This is a genomic window from Pseudomonas chlororaphis subsp. aurantiaca, assembly GCF_013466605.1.
GTDB lineage: Bacteria > Pseudomonadota > Gammaproteobacteria > Pseudomonadales > Pseudomonadaceae > Aquipseudomonas > Aquipseudomonas chlororaphis_I.
This window is the reverse complement of the sequence record NZ_CP059162.1, coordinates 4,081,174-4,102,811: the sequence shown is the minus strand read 5'-3', so window position 1 is coordinate 4,102,811 and position 21,638 is coordinate 4,081,174. Positions and strand designations below refer to the sequence as shown.

At 63.3% G+C, this 21,638-nt stretch carries 16 protein-coding genes and 1 pseudogene; 2 read left to right on the top strand and 15 right to left on the bottom strand.

Going from position 1 to position 21,638, the window contains the following annotated elements; translation table 11 throughout:
- Positions 1–121: 121 nt before the first annotated feature.
- Genes H0I86_RS18420 through H0I86_RS18410 form a run of 3 tightly spaced genes read right to left on the bottom strand, consistent with a single transcriptional unit; the run spans position 122 to position 5,606 of the window.
- Entirely contained in the window at positions 122–727 is a 606-nt protein-coding gene (locus H0I86_RS18420) for a glutathione S-transferase (protein WP_180921601.1), read from the bottom strand.
- On the bottom strand, positions 724–4,365 hold the full coding sequence (locus tag H0I86_RS18415; RefSeq protein ID WP_180921600.1) for an AAA family ATPase: 3,642 nt from the start codon (positions 4,363–4,365) through the stop codon (positions 724–726). Before H0I86_RS18415 ends, H0I86_RS18420 begins: the two co-directional genes overlap by 4 nt.
- Complete coding sequence (locus H0I86_RS18410; RefSeq protein WP_007923235.1) at positions 4,362–5,606, bottom strand: exonuclease SbcCD subunit D C-terminal domain-containing protein; 1,245 nt, start codon at positions 5,604–5,606, stop codon at positions 4,362–4,364. The genes H0I86_RS18415 and H0I86_RS18410 overlap by 4 nt, the downstream gene beginning before the upstream one ends.
- A 569-nt stretch (positions 5,607–6,175) precedes the next feature.
- Between H0I86_RS18410 and H0I86_RS18405 the strand changes: the two genes are divergently transcribed.
- On the top strand, positions 6,176–7,327 hold the full coding sequence (locus H0I86_RS18405; RefSeq protein ID WP_180921599.1) for a polymorphic toxin type 44 domain-containing protein: 1,152 nt from the start codon (positions 6,176–6,178) through the stop codon (positions 7,325–7,327).
- Between the two features lie 665 nt (positions 7,328–7,992).
- Here the strand turns inward: H0I86_RS18405 and H0I86_RS18400 are convergent.
- The 12 genes and pseudogenes from H0I86_RS18400 to H0I86_RS18345 all read right to left on the bottom strand — a co-directional run bounded on the left by H0I86_RS18400 (position 7,993) and on the right by H0I86_RS18345 (position 20,800).
- Entirely contained in the window at positions 7,993–8,370 is a 378-nt protein-coding gene (locus H0I86_RS18400) for a hypothetical protein (RefSeq protein ID WP_180921598.1), read from the bottom strand.
- Positions 8,371–8,493: 123 nt separating this feature from the next.
- The gene (locus H0I86_RS18395) at positions 8,494–10,143 is read right to left on the bottom strand and encodes a BatD family protein (protein ID WP_180921597.1); all 1,650 of its coding nucleotides are present in this window, start codon (positions 10,141–10,143) and stop codon (positions 8,494–8,496) included.
- Positions 10,140–11,900 (bottom strand): vWA domain-containing protein, encoded by a 1,761-nt coding sequence (locus tag H0I86_RS18390; protein WP_180921596.1) that lies wholly within the window; start codon positions 11,898–11,900, stop codon positions 10,140–10,142. The genes H0I86_RS18395 and H0I86_RS18390 overlap by 4 nt, the downstream gene beginning before the upstream one ends.
- Positions 11,897–12,973, bottom strand: a complete 1,077-nt coding sequence (locus H0I86_RS18385; protein ID WP_180921595.1) for a vWA domain-containing protein — start codon at positions 12,971–12,973, stop codon at positions 11,897–11,899. Before H0I86_RS18385 ends, H0I86_RS18390 begins: the two co-directional genes overlap by 4 nt.
- Positions 12,966–13,460, bottom strand: coding sequence for a DUF4381 domain-containing protein (locus H0I86_RS18380; protein WP_180921594.1), 495 nt, complete (start codon positions 13,458–13,460; stop codon positions 12,966–12,968). Before H0I86_RS18380 ends, H0I86_RS18385 begins: the two co-directional genes overlap by 8 nt.
- On the bottom strand, positions 13,457–14,401 hold the full coding sequence (locus H0I86_RS18375) for a DUF58 domain-containing protein (RefSeq protein ID WP_009048744.1): 945 nt from the start codon (positions 14,399–14,401) through the stop codon (positions 13,457–13,459). Before H0I86_RS18375 ends, H0I86_RS18380 begins: the two co-directional genes overlap by 4 nt.
- A 5-nt stretch (positions 14,402–14,406) precedes the next feature.
- Positions 14,407–15,366, bottom strand: coding sequence for an AAA family ATPase (locus tag H0I86_RS18370; protein WP_009048745.1), 960 nt, complete (start codon positions 15,364–15,366; stop codon positions 14,407–14,409).
- Positions 15,367–15,668: 302 nt separating this feature from the next.
- The gene (locus H0I86_RS18365; RefSeq protein WP_258019340.1) at positions 15,669–16,361 is read right to left on the bottom strand and encodes a formyl transferase; all 693 of its coding nucleotides are present in this window, start codon (positions 16,359–16,361) and stop codon (positions 15,669–15,671) included.
- A 557-nt stretch (positions 16,362–16,918) separates the two neighbouring features.
- Positions 16,919–18,258, bottom strand: a pseudogene (locus H0I86_RS18360) (MFS transporter).
- A gap of 63 nt (positions 18,259–18,321) precedes the next feature.
- Positions 18,322–19,515, bottom strand: coding sequence for an L-2-hydroxyglutarate dehydrogenase (gene lhgD, locus H0I86_RS18355; protein ID WP_124354957.1), 1,194 nt, complete (start codon positions 19,513–19,515; stop codon positions 18,322–18,324).
- Positions 19,516–19,629: 114 nt separating this feature from the next.
- On the bottom strand, positions 19,630–20,340 hold the full coding sequence (locus tag H0I86_RS18350) for a FadR/GntR family transcriptional regulator (protein ID WP_180921593.1): 711 nt from the start codon (positions 20,338–20,340) through the stop codon (positions 19,630–19,632).
- Between the two features lie 106 nt (positions 20,341–20,446).
- On the bottom strand, positions 20,447–20,800 hold the full coding sequence (locus H0I86_RS18345) for a hypothetical protein (RefSeq protein ID WP_180921592.1): 354 nt from the start codon (positions 20,798–20,800) through the stop codon (positions 20,447–20,449).
- A gap of 527 nt (positions 20,801–21,327) precedes the next feature.
- On the opposite strand from H0I86_RS18345, the gene H0I86_RS18340 reads away from it, so the two are divergent.
- A complete protein-coding gene (locus H0I86_RS18340) occupies positions 21,328–21,537 on the top strand; it encodes an MbtH family protein (RefSeq protein WP_124354959.1) in 210 nt (69 codons plus the stop codon).
- Positions 21,538–21,638: the final 101 nt, after the last annotated feature.

Genomic DNA, 21,638 nt, shown 5'->3' with positions numbered 1-21,638 from the left:
CGCTGCCGCAGGCTGCGATCGGTCGCGAAGCGGCCGCCTGCTGGGCACCCTGGTGTTTCTGCCAATACACGGTAGGGCGTTTTACAAGCGCTGCGCGCTTGATCGCAGCCTGCGGCAGCGGCTACAGGGGCGATTTGGCCATCACCTGGGTGAACAGCTCCGACTCCAGGAACCGCTGCAACCAGCGCTGCAAATGCTTGTAAGGCGTCTGCGCAAACCACTCGCGATCGACATGGGCGAACTGCCGCACGAAAGGCGCCAGGGCCATGTCCGCCAAGCTCGGGTGATCCGCCAGCAGGTAATCGCGCTGGCTCAACAGTTCATCCAACTGCCGTAGAAATACTTCTCCCTGGCCGCGGTAATGCTCCATCGGCTGCTCGGGGTAACGCTCGGCGTATTTGTAGCGATTGAGATGCAGCTTGAACACCTGGTCGTTTTCCGCGATCAGCGCCTCGATCCGTTGCTGCGCCGGCCCATCGTCCTTCAGCAACCAATCCTGCGGATCGTGCCGGGCCAGGGCCCAGCGCATGATGTCCAGGCTTTCGTCGATCACCCGCCCGTCAACGTTGAGCACCGGCACCGTGCCCTTGGGCGACAGCGCCAGCATCGCCGCCGGCTTGGCCTTGAGGCTGACCTCGACTATCTCCAGCGGCACTCCGCTGTAGCGCAGCGCGAGGCGGGCGCGCATGGCGTAGGGGCAGCGGCGGAACGAATACAAAGTATTCATTTCACCTCCAGGGTGCTCAGGCCATTGCCCTGGCGCCGTACCTGGATCTGCACCGGAATCCGCTCGTGCATTTCCTGCACGTGGGAAATCACCGCCACCTTGCGCCCCTGGGCCTGTAAGCCGTCGAGGGCGTCCATCGCCAGTTGCAGGGATTCCGGATCGAGGCTGCCGAAACCTTCGTCGATAAACAGCGACTCGATCTTCAGCGTGCTGGAGGCCATGGACGCCAGGCCCAGGGCCAGCGCCAGGGACACCAGGAAGGTCTCGCCGCCGGACAGCGAATGCACCGAGCGCAGTTCATCGCCCATTTCCGTGTCCATCACCAGCAGGCCGAGCATGCTGCCGCCGCGCTTGAGGCGATAGCGCCGCACCAGCTGGCGCAGTTGCGCGTTGGCGTGATGCACCAGCAGATCGAGGTTGTAGGCCTGGGCGATCTTGCGGAAGGTGTCGCCGCTGGCCGAGCCGATCAAGGCATTGAGCCGCGCCCAGCGTTGCCATTCGGCGTAGGCCTGGGCGATCTGCTCGCCCAGCGCCTGGTTGGCGTCTTGCCGGCGCTGGTCCTCGGTCTGCTGGGCGCGCAGTTCGGCGCTCAGCTGTTCGCTGGCGGTCAGTTGGTTGTGCAGTTCGCTCAGGGCGCTGGCCAATTGTTCGGCGTCGAGCTGGCCGTCGTGCTGGGCCTGATGGCTGTGCAGGCGTTGCTCGCGTTCGGTGACCAGGACCTTGGCCTGTTCCATCGCCTTTTCGCGCTCTTGCAGTTGTTGGCGCAACGCGGCGACCTGCTGGTCGTCGAGGCTGAGCAACTGTTCCAGGCCGCCGTCGTCCAGCTCCGGGTGCTGCTGGCGCCAGTCGGCGATCTTGCTGCCCAGCGCCTGCTGTTCGGCTTCCAGGGCCAGCAGGCGTTCTGCCTTGCCTTGCAGTTCCGCACCCAGCTGCACCAGCAGGCTGCGAACTTCCTGCAACTGCTGGTTGGCCTGCACATCGGCGGCGCGCGCCTGTTCCACGGCCTGTTCCAGATGCTGCTGCCACTGCTCGGCACTGGCGTGCTCGCCCAACAGTTGCGCGAGCTTGTCGCGGGCGGCCTGCTGCTGTTCGGCCAAGGTATTGAACTGCTCCTGGGCGGCTTGCAGTTGCTGCACGCGGGTCTGCTGGCGGTCCTGTTCCTTGTCCAGGGCCAGCTGGCGCTGTTGCTGCTCCTGCTGTTCTTCCTTCTGCTGGTCGAGCTGTTCCAGGCGCTGCATGACCTGCTGGTCGATCTGCATAAAGGTCGCGGCCGGGTCGCTGCGCAGGGCTTCGAGGGTATCGGCCGGCAGCAGGGTGGCGAAGGCCGACAGCTCTTCCTCCAGGCGCTGGCGATCCGCGCCCAACTGCTGTTGCTGCTGGGTCAGCTGTTGCGTGGCCTCCTGGCTGGCCTCGATCGCCGCTTGCAGTTGCTGTTGCAGGCGCGCGGCGTCCTTTTGCAGTTTCAGCAGGGCGCCTTGGCGCTGTTCGTCCTGCTGGATGCTCTGGTTCAGTTGGCTCAGTTGCTGGTGCAGCCAGGCGTCGCGCTTGCCGGCGTCCTGGTCGAGCAGCGCCGCCGCCAGTGGATGGGCTTCGATACTCGGTGCCAGGGCCTGCTGCTGGCTTGCCAGTTGCTCCTGTTGCTGGAGGAATTCCTTCTGCTGGGCGATCAGGCCGCCGACCTGGCTGCGCAGTTCGGCGAGCTTTTCCTTGAGTTCGTCCACCGCCTTGCGTGCGTTGGCTTCTTCGCTTTCGTCGTGACGACCCAGGCTCTGCAACAGCGCCTCGGGTTGATGGTAGGGATGTTCGTGGCTGCCACAGACCGGGCAGGGCTGGTCGTCCTGCAATTGCTCGCGCAGCTCTTCGACACTGGCGCTGCGTGCCAGGCGCTGGCGTTCCAGCAGTTGCTGGGTCACCGTCAGGGTCTGTTCGGCGACCGTCAGTTCGGCCTTGCTCTGCAGGCCGACCCGGTTCAACTCTTCGCGCTGGCGCGCGGCGGTCTGCAACTTGTCCGCCAGCTCCGCGCCGCGCTTGTCCAGCTCCTGCTGGCTGGCCCACAGCCGCGCCAGTTCTTCGAAGGCGCGCTGTTGCTTGCGGTTGTCCTGCAGCAGGTCGCTGAGGATCTGCAACTGTTCGGCCACCGCGTGGGGCTCGGCGCCGGCCTCGCTGTACAGCACTTGCAGTTCATCGCGTTGCGCGGCCAGTTGCTGCGCCGCGCTGGCGGCCCGTTGTTGCAGGCCGGGCAATTCTTCCTGGCCCTTGTTCAGCCGGTTGCCGGCCAGCATCAGCTGTTGCAGGCGATCGCGGTAGGCATTCCAGGCATCGCTCAGCGGCGCCAGATGGGTGCTGTGTTCCAGCTGTTCGGCAATCCGTTGCAGGCGTTCGCCCACCAGCCGCTGCTGTTCGAGCATGGCCTGGATCGCCTGCTGGCCCTGCTCGCTGGCCTGTTGCAGTTTGTCCTTGAGCTCGCCGGCTTCGACGCAGGTCTTGCCCAGGTGGGCGAGGGTGCTTTGCTCGGCAAAGGCCTCGCGCAATAGCGGGGCGCTGGCGTTTTGCTGTTCCTGGGCGGCGAGTAACGCGGCCTGGGCCGTGGCCAGTTGCTGCTCCAGTTCATCCTGGCGTTGTTGCTCTGCGCCTTGTTGCTGGCGCTGTTGCCGGATCTGCTCGCGCAGCGGCGTCAGTTGCTGGTTCAGTTCCACCTGCCGGGCGAACTGATGGCGTTGTGGCGCCAGCTGCTCCAGGCGGGTCAGCCTGGTCCGCTCGCTGGCCAGGCCTTCCCAGGTCGCTTGTGCTTGTTGCAGTTGCTCGGCGGCGCTCTGCTGCTGGTCCTGCAACTGCTGCAGTTCCTTGAGCCAGGCGTGTTGCAGCTCCAGTTGCTTGAGTTGCGCCTGCTGGGCCTTGAGCTGTTGCTGGGCGGCGTTGAAGCGCTGGTCCAGCTCGGCGCGGGCCTCTGGCTCCAGCGGGGTGATGCCGCTGGCCTGGGCCTTGAGGGTCTTGTGCTGTTCCTCGGCTTCCTTGCTCTTGCTGTAGGCGCGCCGCCCGAGCTGGCTGTAGATCGAAGTGTTGGTGAGCTTTTCCAGGAGCTCGCTGCGTTCCTTGTCGTCGGCCTTGAGGAAGGCGCTGAACTCGCTCTGGGCCAGCATCACCGCACGGGTGAACTGCTCGAAGTTGAGCCCCAGCTTGGCTTCGATCAACTGCTCGTAGTCGCGCTTCCCACTTGCCAGCAGTTGATTGCTGTCCAGGTCGTGCAGGCTCTGCTTGCTGGCCTGCAGCTTGCCGTTGGCCTTGTCCCGGGCGCGGTTGGTTTCCCAGCGCGCGCGGTAGCGATGGCCGTCGATGCCGACGAAATCGACCTCGGCGTAACCGCTGCCGGTGCCACGCCGTAGCAGGGTGCGCGGGTCGCTGGTGAGCATCTCGCTGTCGACCTCCGGCACCTTGGTTTCGCGGCCGATATTGTTCAGCCGCGGCACCGCGCCGAACAGCGCCAGGCACAAGGCGTCGAGCAGGGTGCTCTTGCCGGCGCCGGTGGGCCCGGTGATGGCGAACAACCCGGCGCTGGCCAGGGGCTCGGCGGTGAAGTCGATTTCAAAGGGGCCGGCCAGGGAGGCCAGGTTCTTCAGGCGGATGGCGAGAATCTTCATGGCTGCTCCTCCTCGTGCTGCACTTCCTGGAGCAGTTGCGCGAAGTCCTTGAGGGTCTGTTCATCCACCTCGCTGCCGTAGCTGTCCAGCCAGGCGCGGCTGAACAGATCCTGCGGGCTGAGCTGGTCCAGCTCCACCAGTTGCGCGGCGCCGTCGTCGCCCTCGCGGCCACCATTGCCGGCGTATTCGGCGGCAATCCGCACCAGGCGCACGGCCTTGCCCTGCAGGGCGCTTTCCACTTGCTGGCGCAGGTCCGGCTGCGGCTCGTCCAGGCGCACCCGCACTTCCAGCCAGGGTTGGCGCTGTTCTTCGGCCAGCAGGTCGATATCCGGCAACTCGGCCAGTTGCAGCAGGATCTCCGCCAGCGGCGCCGGGCCCAGGCGCTGCAGGTTGACCGCGCGCGGTATCAGCCTTGGCTCGACGCTGACCAGGGTTTCGCCGTCGAGCTGGATATCGAGGATCTGGTGCTGGTAGCCGATCTCCGAGAACGACAGCGGGATCGGCGAACCGCTGTAGCGAATGCGCTCCTCGCCGTTGACCTTCTGCGGCTTGTGCAGATGCCCCAGGGCCACATAGCTGATGCTCGGGCCGAACAGGCTGGCGGGCAGGGCCTCGGCATTGCCGATGATCAGGCTGCGCTCGGAGTCTTCCGACACCGAGCCGCCGGCCATGTGCGCGTGGCTGATGGCGACCAGCGCCTGGCCCGGCTGGCGCTTGGCGTTGGCCGCGGCGATCAGCCACTCATGCACCTGGCCGATACCCCGCAGGTAATCGTCGCCCAGGTGCGGGCCGGTGACTTCCGCCGGCCGCAGGAACGGCAACGCCAGGCACCAACCGGCAATCGCGCCGCTGGCATCGGGCAACGGCAGCAACAGACGCTCGCTGTCCAGCTGCCCGTCGTCCAGCCACAGCACCCGGCCCAGGGCATGGGTGCGCAGACGCCGCATCAAGGGCGCCGGCAACTCGATGCGCGAACCGGAGTCATGGTTGCCGGCGATCATCACAATGGTCAGGCCGGGCTGCTGTTCATGGGCGCTGACAATAAAGTCGTACAGCCGCTCCTGGGCTTTGACCGGCGGGTTGACCGTGTCGAAGATATCGCCGGCGATCAGCAACACGTCAGGGCTGTGCAGCGCCAGCTGGCGCAACAGCCATTCAAGAAAGCAGGCATGCTCGAAATCGCGTTCCTGGCCGTGGAGGTTCTGCCCCAGGTGCCAGTCGGAGGTGTGAAACAGACGCAAGGCAGACTCCGCAAACAATCAGGTGAGCCGCAGGGAAGAGGAGAGCGGCGTGAGGGGGGAGAGTTTACTGCAAATCGGCTGGGGGGCTTGGTTGGATGCGTAGATGGAAACTGTAGAAGAGAGGCTGCTTTTGGCTGTGGATTCAATCGGTCGATGCAACAGATTGGCTAAATCGTTCTGCGGGTGTTTCGTAGCCTAGTGTTTTCCGAGGGCGGCTATTTAGCTGCCTTGCAACTTCATTGAGCGTTTGCCATTGCAACGTTTTTTCAAGCTAGAGTTCTGCCTCGCAGTATCCAACAGTCTTCTTCACCAGTGTCTGTTCAATCGCCAAATGTCTGCAGACTTCTCGTCTGTGTTGGCTCGTTACCCAACCCACTATTAGTGAATTACACGCGTCTACGGCGACTGAAGCAGTGAAGGGTGGGGAGGCTAAAGTCTCGGGCCGGCGGATGATGCAAGTTCAGATTTTTCCCGCAGACCAGTCGCCATCACTTGCTGTAATCTCGCGGCGCTTACAAAACGTTCTCCGCCTCCACCGATGGGGCTTTTTTACACGACAAGGACGACGAATGATTTCCTCTGCTCGATTGGGTGACAAACATGTCTGCCCATTACCGGGCCACGGTACTACCCCGATTGCCTCTGCCTCCGCCGATACGAACATCAACTTCATGGGTTCTGCACGCGTAGGCGATACCTGTGGCTGTGGCGCTGTTATTACTACCGGGTTTCCCTCGATTCAAGTGAACGGGCGCCCCATGGCTTACTTGGGTAGTCCTACCAGTCATGGTGGAATCATCATCACTGGGTCAAGCGATGTTGGTGGCGGATTCGTCATGGGGGATGCTGGCGGTGCAACAATCATCAACTTCATGGTGCTTGGAGCATTTCGGCCAGACGGCACTGTGGATGATGAGAAAATGGCCACACTGCTGGCTGATCCGAAGCTGACAGAGAGGGCAGCCGCTGCCAATGCTTTGGTAGATCCCGATGAAGCTTCTAAGCAGCAGGGCGCGAAGCCCGAGCCAAAGGCGGAACCTGCTACTTGCAAAGACCCTGACGAAATGGAAGGGCTGGCCAACTACATCGCCGGTGAGATGAACCGAAACATCCTGAGCCCGGAAGTCTTAAGGATGCAAAGGCTTAACAACTATGATCCCACTGCTACAGACAGGGAGCCTCCACGACTCACTGGCTTGGGCGGACCAGCGGCCCGCGCCTTGAACAAGTACCGGGACACAGCTGCATCGTGGGCAATCTGGGCCAGTAAAGTGGGCCCAAGGATGGATTGGGATCACAAACCGAAGCTTCGTAAGCTGTTTGTTGGCCTGCACCATAAGCAGGGAGCCTACGAGTATTTTTACGACATCTGGTCGAACATCCACTATGGATACGTTGGAATCATAGGAGGCTTGTCAGAGAGCGAGCTACTGGATGGCGCTGGGGCTGCACAATTTTTGTCGGACGCCGCTACCAAAGCTGGCGAGATGAGCAAGCCTGAAGCGCAGAGAGTGCATCCTGGTCCACATACTACGGCGAGTCCATGGACTGAACCGCGATCATGGGACGACGTGGCTGATAGGGTATCCATTGAAATTGGGATGAAGCTCGCCAAACAGCATCCCACAGGGGGAGTAACCGCGAAGATGATCATGGATGAAGTGTTAGCAGTGCCACCCGCGAACTGGGGAGATGGAATCCGTGCCCACAAATGCCAGTAAGCGTCGGACATGGTACATGCGGATACTGTGGATACCTGTGTTGTATTTAGTGGTCACTCACTGGGACATAGCTTTGCCAACCGTGAATGTTCACTACTCTAACGCTGGGCGAGAGGAGTTCCGGTACATCTGGAACGTCCAAGACCGGATTTACAAAGGTGGAATGCTTCCTGGAGGCGGGGCGGTTGATAATGGGATGCTCTTCCCAGACGATGAATTCTTCATGGAGTTTTCATGGTGGAGCAAAAAAGAAGGGCGTAATCATTGCATCAGCATCACACCAAAGTGGCCTAACACCGATATATACCTAGACGCAGATGGCAACATCGACATGCGAAAAGAGAGCGGTACTGACGTTGACAGGTTGAAAGAGTGTCAATGGGATCGAGCCAAGCCTTAGGTAGATGTCTGCGTTACGGGCTAAAGTAAGCTGGCTGCTCGTTCACACCCAAGAACGGCCATCCTGCACTGCGGTAAAACCGAGGGTGTGAGCGAGTGAATTCTGCGGTATGAGTCGTCCTTGATTTAGTAGGCACCTCGAACCGGCTGCTAATGACCGGTGGATTCAACCGGCCAGTCGCCAACGGCTGTTTTTGGCTAAAACAGACTATCAACGAAATGCAGATTGCCCATCGTCAGGCTTATCCGGTAACGGGCAAGCCTGCTCAAACCCGCGCCAGCAGTTGCAGGTACATCTTTCCAATCAGACTCCTGCATTCCCGCCAGGCAGCTTCCAGCCCACGCTTTTCGTACTGTTCGAACAATTCAAATCGTTCCAAATGCAATCCGGCAGCGAGTAGCGCCATGCTGTCGGAACGCACCAGCCGGGACAGCCTGGCATCGAGCTCTCGATAGGGCTGACCCGACTGAATAAGCCATCCCAGCTCAGTCTGCTCGGCATTGCAGAACAATAACTGGCAATCAGCCTTCAGTTCATGATCGAGAATCGAGTTCAGCTGCTCTCGCAGGTGAGTGGTTGGCTGGAGGGGGCTGCCACTCAAATGGGTGACGAGCAGAAATCGGGCGCTGGAGGTGATGATCAAAATTCGTGGCCTGCCTCGGCGGGGGAGAGTGGGGATTAGCTCACTCTTGGCCCGTGCTGAGGAATGGGAGAATTCTGAAATGGGGGGCAGAAACCGCAGCGCAGGGCTGCGCGGTTTCCTCGGTTATTTCGGGTACAGCGGTGGCAGGCTGCTGGTGTCGGCCAGCGGGGTCTGTACGTGTTCGGCGATCGGGATGGCGCGGATCGCGCGCCACAGTTCTTCGCCTTGCCAGTAGTGGCCGGTTTCGCTGTAGAGCGCGCCGTTGAGGCCATCCAGGGCGTCGGACAGGGGCACGAAGCGCGCGGCCATGTCGGCCAGGGTTTCCGGTTGTTGGCGGGCCCAGGCGTCCAGGGCCTGGCGGGTGGCCTGCGGGTCGTTGGCCAGGCAGGCACGCTTGAGGTCGTCGAGCAGGGTGCGCGGGCTGGGGCCGGTCTGCGCGGCACGCAGGATCGCCGGTTGCCAGCGCGCGCGCCACCAGAGGCCGAAGCCCAGCAGGGTGGTGCAGGCGAGGAGCAGGGTGCTGAGTTTCCAGGCCCAGAGCGTGGTGCTGTCGTCACTGACGCCGGCTGGCGTCGCGCCGGCCGGGGTGTCCACCACCAGGCTTGGATTGTTCGCCACTTGCAGGGTGCGCGCCGGCAGGCTGCTGCGTTCCAGGTGGTCCTCATGGGTGTTCCACCAGACCACTTCCAGCGCCGGCAGGTCGATGCTGCCGCTGCGGTTCGGCACCAGGGCCTGGCTGTCTTCGCGGCTGCCGATCAGCCCGCGGTCGCTGACCTGATTGCTCAGTTGCGGCTGGTCCGGGTAGCTGCGCAGGCCGTTGGCCTCGGTCACCGGCAAGGGTGGCAGCTGCGAGCTGGACAGGCCTTCGGCCTTGAGGGTCAGGCTACGGGTCAGCGAGTCGCCGACCTGGCTGTGATCCGGCTCGGGGTTCCAGCTTTCGCTCAGGCTCAGGCTGCGGGCCGGCAGCCAGGGGGCGTCGGCCGGGTATTCGACCGGCTTGGCCTTGACCGTCAACGGCATCTGCGCCGAGCTCACGTGCATCAGCTTGCCCGGCTTCAGGCCCAGGGGCGCCGGGTTCTGGGCGCCCGCGGTGTCGGCCAGGGTGGCGCTGAAGACCAGCTCCGGAATGTTCAGCACGCCGCTGTGCTGCGGGAAGATCGCGTAGCGGATCTCGATCACGCCGTGGCGCACGCCGTTGATGACCTTTTCATAGGTGCGCGACTCGCCGAGCTGTTCGACCCGGGCGTCGTCGATCTGCAGCGGCGTCAGGCTGCTGTCGTCGTACAGCGACACCGAGTGATAGATGTGCAGGGTCAGCACCGCCTGGGCCTGCACGTAGACGCTGTCCTGGTCTAGGCTGGCGTCGATGAACACCGGCTCCAGCGGCGCGCTGTCGTTGCGGCTTTCGCTTTGCAGCACCAGCAGGGTGATCGGCTGGCTCTGTACTTCGCCCAGTTGCAGGGGCGGGATCACCACGGTGCCGGTGGTCTTGGGCAGCAGGGTGATGATCCAGCGGGTGATGGCGCGGTTGTCGCCATTGAGGCTGGTCAACTGGTTGACCTGGCGCGTGCCCTGGACCTCGAACTGCGCTTGCAGCGGCGTCAGGTCGGGTTTGCCGAACAGCGTGACATTGTTGGATTCCAGGGTCAGCTCGACGGTTTCCCCGGAGTTCACGCGGCTGCGGTCGACACTGGCGACCAGCCCCTCGGCCCGGACCGTAAAGGCGCCGAGCGTCAACACCAGCGTGAGTAAGAGGGTGGTGAAGCGGGTCATCGAATTTTTCCCTGATCCTGATGTTGTTGCTGTTCGTACCAGAACTTGCGGCGCAGCAGTTCGCCCGGATCGTCCGGAATCTGCCGCAGCCATTGTTCCAATGCCTGGCGGTGTTCGCCGTCGAAATTGTCCTGGGCATCGCGCAGCGGCGGCGTGGTGGTCTGTTCATCGCCCAGCTCGCTGCCGGGAATCGCATCGTTGCCCGGGGTGGCGACCTCGTCGTCCGTCGACTCGTCGGCGGTGGTCGGGTGACTGTTCTCCGGTGGCTGCTGGCCTGGGGTGACCGGTGCCTGGGTCGCCGCGCCGGCTTGTGGCGGCTGATGGGGTTCGTTGTTGTCCTGGCTTTCGCCCTTGGCCGGTTCTTCCGCGGGCGCAGGCTCGGTTTCCTGCAGCAGGCGTTCGACCAGGGCCTTGTTCTTTTGCGCGGCCGAAAGCTCCGGTTGCAGCTCCAGGGCCTGCTCGTAGGCATCCAGCGCGGCTTCCAGCTCGCCGCTCTTGGCCAGGGCGTTGCCACGATTGTAGTGGGCGCGGGCATCGTTGCCTTCGGCAAAGCGCTGAGCGGCAGCGGCGTAGTTGCCGGCCTCGTACAGCGCCACCCCTTGCCACTGCGGGTCCTCGAAATGCTGCGCCGCCTCGCCGGGCCGCTTCTGCTCCAGCAGGCGCTGGCCCTGCTGGTCGGGGCGCAGCCACAGGTCGTTGAACTCGAAGGCGTAGCTGGGCTGCGGCACGGCGAACAGCAGCAGCGGCAGGCAGAACAGCCAGCCGCGGCGCCCGGCGCAGGCGGCCAGCAGCAACAAGGGCAGCAGCAGCCAGTAACCCTGGTCGGCCCAGGTGTCCAGGCGCAGGGTCTGGCCGTCGCTGCGCAGGTTCTGCGGACCGCTGAGCAGGCCCAGGCCGCGCAGGTCGTTATCGTCCAGGCGCGCCGGGCGATAGCGGCCGCCGACCTCGCCGATGAAGCGCTTCAGGCTCGGGCTGTCGAGGCGCGACATGAGAATCGCCCCCTGTTCGTCCTTGAGAAAGCTGCCGTCTTCCTGGGCCACCGGCGAGCCCTGGCGGCTGCCGACCCCGAGCATCAACAGTTGCGGCGCCTGGCCGCCGAGGGCCTGGCGGATGCCCTGGCGTTCCTGCTCGCTCAGGGACGAGCCGATCAGCAGGATCCGGCCCTGGCCCAGCGCGCCCTGGTCCAGCAGCTTCAAGGCCTTGAGCAGCGCCAGGTCGGCGCGGTGCCCGGGTTGGGGCATGATCGATGGCTTGAGGGCTTCCAGCAGGTTGCGGCTGGTGGCCAGGTCATCCGACAGCGGTACCAGGGTGTGGGCGCTACCGGCGTAGACCACGATTGCCGTCTGCGCATCGCTGCGCACCTGCAACAGGTCCAGCAGTTTACGGCGGGCCTGTTCCAGGCGATTGGGCGGGACGTCGCCGGCGAGCATTTCCGGGGTCAGTTCCAGCACCACCACCAGCGGGTCGGCCGGTTTCTGGCTGGTTTGTTCGACCCGCTGCCAGCCGGGGCCGAGCAGGGCCAGAACGGCGAGGATCCAGGCCAGGCCGAGGGCGACCCACGGCAGCTTGCTTTCGCGGCCGTTGCCACCGCTGAGCAGGGTGGCGTGAAAGGCCGGCGGCAGGATCATCTGCCAGCGCCCGGCGCGTTTCTGTCGGTGCCAGAGTTGCCACAGCAGCCAGCCGAGCAGCGGCAACAGCAGCAGCCACCAGGGGCGGAACCAGTGGGGCCAGAGTTCGGCCCAGAACGGCACGCTCATCGACGTCTCCGCAGGCGCAGGCGTTTGAGCCGTTCGCGCCAGTCTGGCAAAGGTTGCAGAAAACGCTCGCGGGTGAAAAAGCGTTGCAGCGGATGGTCCGGCCAGCGCTCGCGCACCACCAGCAGGATGCTCAGCAGCAGCGCCCCGGCCAGCGGCCAGCTGTACAGCGCCTGGGCCGAACGGGCCTGGGTCGGCTGTTGGGTCACCGGTTCCAGTTGGTCGAGGGTGTCCTTGATCGCTTGCAGTTCCTGGCCGTCGCGGGCGCGGAAGTAGCGCCCGCCGGTGGCTGCGGCGATGGCCTTGAGGGCTGGTTCGTCCAGGTCCAGGCTCGGGTTGAGGCCGAGGAAACCCAGGGTGGCGCTTTGCTCCGGGTCGGCGCCGATGCCGATCGGGTAGATCTTCACGCCTTCTTCGGCGGCCAGGCGGGCGGCGGTCAGCGGGTCCATTTCGCCGCCGTTGTTGGCGCCGTCGGTGACCAGGATCAGCACCCGGCTCTGCGCCGGCCGCTGGCGCAGGCGCTTGAGCGCCAGGCCGATGGCGTCGCCGATGGCGGTGTTCTTGCCGGCGATGCCGATCTTCGCTTCGTCCAGCCACACGCGCACGGTGTGCCGGTCGAAGGTCAGCGGCGCCTGCAGGTAAGCCTTGCTGCCGAACAGGATCAGCCCGACGCGGTCGCCTTCGCGGCTTTCCAGGAAGTCGCCGAGCAGGTGCTGGACCAGGTTCAGGCGGCTGACGTCTTCGTCCTGCCATTGCATGTCGGGGAAGTCCATGGAGCCGGAGACGTCCACCGCCACCAGCAGGTCGCGGCCGCTGGCGGCCACGGGCAGCGGCTCGCCCAGCCACTGCGGGCGGGCGGCGGCGACCAGCAGCAACAGCCACAACAGGATGAAGGGGGCCTGCTGGCGCCAGGTCGGCAGGTTGGCCCGGGCACGGCGCTTGGCCAGGCCTTCCAGGTCGCTGAGGAAGCTGACCTTGAGCGCCGGTTCGCCGCTGTCGGCCACCGGCAGCAGCACCCGCAGCAGCCAGGGCAGCGGCAGCAGGGCGAAGATCCACGGCCAGGCAAACTCAAACATGTTTGCGAATCCAGATTTCCACCGCCTGGGTCAGGCCGGCGATGGCCTTGTCGTCGAGCTTGCACTCGGGCTTGTAGGCGCCTTCCACCAGGACCATCCAGCGCGTAAGGCCGGCCGCCGGGCAGCGGTTGTCGAGGAACGCCAGCCACTTGCGGCCGTTGAGGGTGTGGCTCTGGCTGTAGGGGTAATGGTTGCGGCACAGGCGCTTGAGCAAGCCGTTGAGTTGTTGCAGCCAGGCACCGGCGGGCGCGCCGTCGTAGGGCTTGGGCAGCAGCGCCAGTTCGGCGAGAGCAGCCAGGCGCACTGGGTCCAGCGGCTGTTCGGCGCGGGGCAGGGCGTGCTGGCGTGGCCAGAAGCGCTTGAGCCGCCACAGGCCGAAACCGAACAACGGCAGCAACACCAGCAACAGCCACCAGCCCGGCGCGGGCGGCCACAGGCCGATGGCGGGCGGGGCGATCAAGGGTTGCAGTTGGTCGAGGCTGCTCATCGGGTTTTCCCCGGGCGTTGCGGGTTCAGGTACTCGCGCAGTTGCTCGACCATTTCGCTCTGGGTGCTCAGGGGCATCAGCAGCACCCGCAGCTTCTGCGCCAGCAGTTCCCAGCGGGCGATGCGCGCTTCGCCCTGCGCCCGATAGGCCTGGCGCAGTTCGTAGTTGAGGGTGTCCAGCTCCAGCTGCGCGCCACGCTCGGCGAAGCGCAGCAGGCCGGCGGCGGGCAGGGCGTGGTCCAGCGGGTCGGACAGCGGCATCAGCAGCAGGTCGCAATGCCGCGACAGCAGGCTCAGTTGCTGCTCGGCGGCGTCGCTCAGGGCGCGCTCGTCGCAGATCACGATCACCAGGCTGCCCGGGCGCAGCACTTCGCGGCCACGGCGCAGGGCGGTGCCGAGGGCGTCGCGCTCGGGCTCGGTTTCGCTGTGCAGCGACTGATTGACCCGCACCAGGCGGTTGAGCAGTTGCAGCAGGCTCTGTTTGCTGCGCCGCGGCTTGATCTCGTAGTGGTCGTCGTCGCCGAACACCAGGCCGCCGACCCGGTCGTTGTGGCCCAGGGCGGCCCAGCCGATCAGGCTCGCGGCCTGGGCGGCGAGCACCGACTTGAACATCAGCCCGGAACCGAAGAACAGCCGCCGGCTCTGCTCGACCATGATGAAGATCGGCCGTTCGCGTTCTTCGTGGAACAGCTTGGTGTGCGGTTCCTGGGTGCGCGCGGTGACGCGCCAGTCGATGGTGCGCACGTCGTCGCCGGCCTGATAGACCCGCACCTGGTCGAAGTCGACGCCGCGGCCGCGCAGCTTGGAGTGGTGCAGGCCGACCAGCGGGCTGCGCTGGCTCGGCGTGGAAAACAGCTGCACTTCGCGCACGCGATGGCGCATCTCGATCAGCTCGGCGAGGCTGACGCGGATGCCCGGGGCATCGACTGAGCTGGCGTTCATCGGGGTCAAGCGACGGCTACGACGTCGAGAATCCGCTGGACCACCCGGTCCTGATCGATGCCGGCGGCTTCTGCTTCGAAGGACAGAATGATGCGGTGGCGCAAGACGTCGAACAGCACGGCCTGGATGTCCTCGGGGCTGACGAAGTCGCGCCCGGCCAGCCAGGCGTGGGCCCGGGCGCAGCGGTCGAGGGCGATGGAACCCCGCGGGCTGGCGCCATAGGCGATCCATTCGGCCATCTCCGGGTCGAATTTGGCCGGGGTGCGGGTGGCCATCACCAGCTGCACCAGGTATTCCTCCACGGCGTCGGCCATGTACAGGCCGAGGATTTCCTTGCGCGCGGCGAAGATCGCCTGCTGGCTGATGCGGCGCTCGGGCTTGGTTTCGCCGTTCAGCGCTTCGCCACGGGCCTGTTGCAGGATGCGCCGCTCGACGGTGGCGTCGGGGAAACCGATCTTGACGTGCATCAGGAAACGGTCGAGCTGGGCTTCGGGCAGCGGGTAGGTGCCTTCCTGCTCGATCGGGTTCTGCGTGGCCATCACCAGGAACAGCGGCGACAGCTCATAAGTGCTGCGGCCGACGCTGACCTGACGCTCGCCCATGGCTTCGAGCAAGGCCGACTGGACCTTGGCCGGGGCGCGGTTGATTTCGTCGGCCAGCACCAGGTTGTGGAAGATCGGCCCTTGCTGGAACACGAAGCTGCCGGTTTCCGGGCGATAGATTTCGGTGCCGGTGATGTCGGCCGGCAGCAGGTCGGGGGTGAACTGGATGCGATGGAACTGCGCTTCGATGCCTTCCGCCAACTCTTTGATGGCCTTGGTCTTGGCCAGGCCCGGGGCGCCCTCGACCAGCATGTGGCCGTCGGCGAGCAGGGCGATGAGCAAGCGCTCGATGAGTTTTTCCTGGCCGAGAATCTGCGTTGAAAGAAAGGTTCGCAGCGCGAGTAGCGCTTCACGATGTTCCATCGATGACTGTTCCTGCAGAGGGTGACCGAGGGCGTTCGAATAACGCCAGGGCTGGGGGCGTTACTTTAATCCATCCGGGCCCCTGGCGACTAACGGCACCTGGCAAATTTCTGTAAATAATGGGTAATTGCACAGACTTGCCCACCCATTTGCATCGGATTTGACCAGCACGATTCGTGGACATGACCGGCAGAGAACGACCCAACACAGACGTTGAGCGACGCGAACCTTTTGCGGCGTCGTTTTGAACTTTTCAATGCTCCAGCAACAAGGCCTCAGTAAGCCTTGCCACCGTTCAGCTCTCAAGGAGCGTTTATGCGCAACGGAAATCCGTACGATTCGAAAAGATCCCAAACGTCCTCGCGATCGAAGAGCCGCCACCCCAGTGTCGTGAACTGCATCAGGTCATCCTCGCCGGGGAAGGAGTAGTAGGCCCCGGCAGATGGATCTTGAGACGTCCCCGTCATGGGCTCATCGCGCTCCAGGCGCCTGATTGCGTTCATGATGAGACGTGCGCCTGGTTGATAAAGTGAAAGGATGTGCCACAGCAAGGAGCGCTCCTTTTCGACTGCCACACGCGCAGTCTCAATGATGCGACCCACATCAATGCCGGGACTGTCGATCCAATGGAGAGTACAACCGATCTCCGGGTCCCCGTTCAGCAGCGCCCGGAAGGTCGCGAGAACACCTCGATATTGAGGCAAGAGGCCAGAGTGCAGATTGAGGACGCCGCGTGGCGCAATTGCCAACGCTTCATTCTTCAGGATTTGACCAAAGCGGATTGAGATGAACAGATCCGCTCCCACATCCTGCAGCATTTGCAGGCCCGCAGGATCCCTTAAGCTGGGCAATACCCGCACAGGAACCCCAAAGCGTTGCTGCAGTTCTGCAAAACCGAATCGATGCCCGCTGCTCACCTGGTCGCTCGATCCGATTAACCCTGGGGCCAAGGCATTGAAGAAGTCCTGCTCGATCAATGCCAGTTGTCCGAGCATGCGTGGCACCTTCCTGCCCGATCCCACTCTCTCCGAGAGGAATATTCCCACTGTGCTCTCGTGAATCTCGGGCAGCAGGAAATTGAGAGTGAGATTGCTCTCCACGTCCCGGTTCACCAGAAAAGCGATTCGCAACTTCAGACCTCCTCCGGCAGACCTGCCTTGAGATGCAGCAAAGGCCAATTCAACACAAGCGGATCGATCCCATTCCCATTGTTTTGCCACGACGTATGGACGCAAGGCCCGATCTGCTCGATCAATTCCGGCATCAGACCTAGCATAGTTGCTCTTTCGTCATTGCTACGTCCCCCAGCAGCTCCTGGCCGTTCTCTGCCGATCATGGTTACAAAGCGTGCTGGTGAAATCCGATGCAATCGGTGGTCAGAACGAATGCAAATGACGGGTCAGGTCGAATGCAGACGGGTGGTCACGTGGCGTGCAATTGCGCAAATAACCGGTAATGGTCCGCAACGCTGGGACCTGTTGTGAGGATTGGCGCAAGGGGATGGCAGCGGGTGCCTGACGCGCCGCCATCACGGCGCGTCAGTGGGGTGTGCTCAGTTCTTGAAGCTGGAGTGCTTGCGGCCCTGGTCGCACAGGGCGAAGACCACCACCATGACCGCCGAGACCGCCAGGATCAGCGCCACGCCGTCGGTCGAGTGAGTGGCCGAGTTGGCCACCAGGGCCAGCCCGCCCAGGGGCGCCAGGCCACCGGCGATGGCGGTGCCGATTTCACGGCCGGTACCGAAGCCGGAGGAGCGGGTCTGGGTCGGGAACTGGCGGCTGAGGAACGAGCCCTGGGGGGCGAACATCATCGGCGCCAGGACCCCGGTGCCGATGGCGATGGCCAGGTAGATCATCAGCGGCTCGCCGGTATTGAGCAGGCTCAGGAACGGATAGGCGAACAGCACCGAGCACAGGCCGCCGAGCATCAGCACCTTCTTGCTGCTCCACTTGTCGCAGAGCCAGCCGAAGCAGGGCACGGCAACGATCGCCACCAGGCTGGCGATGGTCACCGACAGCGAAGTGACATGGGCTTCGACGCCTTTGTACTGGGTCAGGTAGGCCAGGGAAAAGGTCTTGAAGATGTAGCTCAGGGCGTTGTAGCCGATGGCCACGAACAGCACCACGGCCAGGCCCTTGAGGTCGTTCTTGAACAGCAGCTTGAGGGGCGAGGCCGGGGCCTTGGCGCTGTGCGTGTCGAGTGCTTTATCGAGCTTCTCGAACTGCGGGGTTTCCGGAATGCTGCGGCGCACCCACAGGCCGACGCCGACCAGGGCGATGCTGCAGACGAACGGAATGCGCCAACCGCCGGAGAGCAGGAAGTCGTTGCCGTTCATGGTCAGCAGGTAGACGGTCAGCGACGACAGCAGCAGGCCCAGGTTCAGGCCCAGCGCCGGCAGGCACCCTGGCTGCCGCGCTTGCCTTCGCTGGCGTGCTCATAGGAAGTCACCGCCGCCCCGGACAGCTCGGCGCCAGCACCGAGGCCCTGGATGATCCGCACCAGCACCAGGATGATCGGCGCCCAGATGCCGATCGAGGCATAGCTGGGAATCAGGCCGATCAGGGTGGTGCACACGCCCATCATGCAGAAGGTGATCACCAGCACCTGCTTGCGGCCGAACCTGTCGCCCAGGTAGCCGAACAGGATGCCGCCGAAGGGCCGGGCGATAAAACCGATGGCAAAGGTGGAGAACGCCAGCAGCGAGGCGACTTTCGGGTTGCCGGGGTCGAAGAAGATTTTCGAGAAGACGATGGCCGCCATGGTGGCGTACAGATAGAAGTCGTACCACTCCAGCATCGAACCGAAGATGGTCGCCGCTGCCACCTTGCGCAAGCGTTTCTGTTTCTGTTGCGGCGTTTCGCATGCGGCCGGGGCCGCCTCATGTACTGACATCTGAGGATTCCTTGTTGTTTGTAGTTATTTTCAAGCGGGCGCCAGGCACCCGTGCAGCGGGGATCAGCGGGCTTTGAGAATTCTCTCGGCAATCATCTGGCCGATAGGGATGGCCGAGGTCGCGGCCGGCGAGGGGGCATTGCAGACGTGCACCATGCGCGGGGTTTCGGCGAACAGGAAGTCGTGCACCAGGGTGCCGTCGCGCATTACCGCCTGGGCGCGAATCCCTGCTTCATAAGGCAGCAGGTCGTCGACTTCCAGGGACGGGCAGTATTTGCGGCACTGCTCCAGGTAGCCGCGCTTGAACAATGAGTTCTTCATCTCCGTGGTGCCGGAACCGAGGTTGTTCCAGAGGGTTTTCCAGAAGCCGGGGAAGGTTGCGTACTCGGCCACGTCGCGCCAGTTGATGGAGAACTTGCGATAGTTCTCCCGGCCCAGGCCGAGCACGGCGTTGGGGCCGACGGTGACGCTGCCGTCGATCATGCGGGTCAGGTGCACGCCGAGAAACGGCAGCTCCGGATCGGGAATCGGGTAGATCAGGTGATTGACGATGTTGTTCTTCGCCGCCGGCAGGCGGAAGTACTCACCACGGAACGGGATGATCTGGTGGTCGATCCTGACCCCGGCCAGGGCCGCCAGGCGATCCGATTGCAGGCCGGCGCAGGCCACCAGTTGGCGGGCGCTCCAGACCTTGTCGTCGCTGCTGATGGTGACCTGGTCGGCGGTTTCGACGATGGCGCGCACCGTGGTCTGCAACTGCACTTCGCCGCCGGCTTTCTGGATGACCCGGGCCATGGCTTCGCACACCTGCTTGTAGTCGACGATGCCGGTGGCATCGAGGAACAGGCCGCCGAGGCCGACGATGTTCGGTTCGCGCCGTTGCAGCTCTTTCGCGTCCAGCTGTTCGACCTTCAGGCCGTTCTGCTGCGAGCGCTCGTACAAGGCATGCATGCGCTCGACTTCCAGCGGCGTGGAGGCCACCAGCAGCTTGCCGCAGACCTCGAACTTGATCTGGTGCTGGGTGCAGAAATCCTTGGTCGCCTGGGCGCCGCGCTTGCACAGGTCGGCCTTGAGGCTGCCCGGGGCATAGTAGATGCCGGCGTGGATTACGCCGCTGTTATGGCCGGTCTGGTGCCGGGCCAGGACGTTTTCCTTTTCCAGAATCAGCAGCGAAGCGCCGGGCTGGCGTTCGAGCAGCGCCATGGCGGTGGCGAGGCCAACGATGCCGCCGCCGATGATGCAGTAGTCGTAGATCATGCAGATGTCACCTTGGTTATTCTTGTTTGAGTCTGATCATCAGGTTGTCAGACAAAGATAGGTAAACAAAAGACGCCGCACGGCAGCGTCCGCCAGACAGTGGGTTTCAGGGATTCAATCGATACTCGGCAGGTCGATTTTCAAGCGTTTGGCCGCGGCCCGCAGGTGCGCTTCGGCGCAGGCGGCGGCCTGCTGCCGGTCACCGGCGGCGATGGCTTCGTACAGTGCCTGGTGTTCGCGGCCGGCATCGGCGGAGCCGCCGACCGAATGGGCCGCCGAGTTTTCCCAGGCGGTGCGCCGCGCTTCGGCCAACTGGCCACGGAGAAAATCATGGAAGGCGACGAAGTAGTGGTTCTTGCTGGCGTCGGCGATGGCCCGGTGGAACTCCACGTCGGCCAGGGCGGCCGCGGCCAGATCGCTGCGCCGCTCGTGCATCTCTTGCAGGGCCGTGCGCATCCGCTTCAGGTCGGCGTCGTCGCGGCGCTGGGCGGCGATGGAGGCGGCCTGGGTCTCGATCCACAGGCGCATTTCGAACATCTGCACCAGGTCGGGCTTGCGTCCCTTCTGGCTGGGAAAACGGAACACGCTGCCGTTGGGGTTCTGCGAAATGAACGAGCCCAGCCCGCGGCGGCTGACCAGGATGCCATCGGCCTTGAGCTGTGCCACGGCCTCGCGCACCACCGAGCGGCTGACGTTCAGTTGCTCGGTCAATTGTTGTTCGGTCGGCAGGCGCGATTCGGCGGTCAGGCGGCCGGAGTCGATTTCCTTGCGGATGGCGTTGACCACTCGTTCGACCAGGGTGTCGGGGCGCTGGAGTTGAAGCATGGAGGAGGTGGCTCGTAAGTCAGGTTGTCAGACAATGCCGGGGCGCCGGTTTCTTGTCAAGAAACCAGTCGCTTGCTCACAGCTCGTGGATCAAAGCCCATAGAAATCAAAGCTCGCTGATATAGGTGCCGGTGCCCTTGAGAATGTTGCGCAGGGTTTGCTCGACTTCCGCCAGGTCCGCCGCCGCGGTGTTGTGGCGAATCTCCAGATGATCGCTGCCATTGAGCGCGTCGGCGTCGGCCGCGGCGATTTCGATCAGCAGGCGGGTCGGGCCCAGGGTGACTTTCACCCCGTCGAGGGTCGAAGGTTCGCCGTCCAGGGTGATCTCCAGCTCGCCTTCGTCCGGGTAGCGGGTCATCAGGAACATCTCGCCCTGGTTGCTATGGCAGCAGAGCATGGCCATGTTGTCTTCTTCGTCGTCGCACGGGTTGGCGATCAGGTGGGCGGTGGTCATTTGCATGAGGCGAGTCCTGGGTCTGGCTCCGGTGGGGAGCGGGGCGAACGAAGTGCAATTCTGCCAGCTCGAAAAGGTTTCTGCCGCATTCTCTGATGCGCATGGCCATTGGTGGTGGGGGGTGTCATGCGTGCAGCAAGGCGCATCGGCTTTGCCCGAGATGCCCCGTCCGAGGGCTCCATTGATAAGCGGTTCATCTGTACATGGTTTTTATAAAGATGAATAAGTTGATAGGGGCTTAATACGGGGGAATCAACTCTGAGAGCGATCGGTAAGATGTATCTGAAGAAAAATTCAGATTTATCTTTGTCTGGGTGAAAAATGCGGGAATCGAGCCGTTCGATTGTCGGATACTTCTGAAAGTTGGGGTATCTGTATTTAATACGCAAGCGAAACTGTAATGATGTCATATTGCCCTTGGCTTTGGAGTTCAAATTTAATTGATCTTCAGTTTGCTAGTGTGCATTCTTGCGTCTCCTCCGGGCCCGGTATGGAATATAAGTTTTATTGTTGAACTGTCGTGGTGAGAATGTATGACTAATCCTTTTGAAAATGACGAGTTGAGTTTTGCTGTGCTGGTGAATGACGAGGGGCAGTACTCACTGTGGCCGGAATTCATGGAGTGTCCAAAAGGCTGGCGTCAGAAGTTTGGCCCTGCTGCTCGGCAGGCCTGTCTTGACTATATAAATGACAACTGGCGTGATATGCGTCCTGCAAGTCTGGTCAAAGTGATGGGCGGATGAAAGTTTGCCGCTCTTCATAAGGCTGTAATGAATTCCGTATTCGGCCGAGAAGACTAAGAGCGTAGTGCCTGGAAAGGTACCTGCACTCTTTTGAGTCTCCT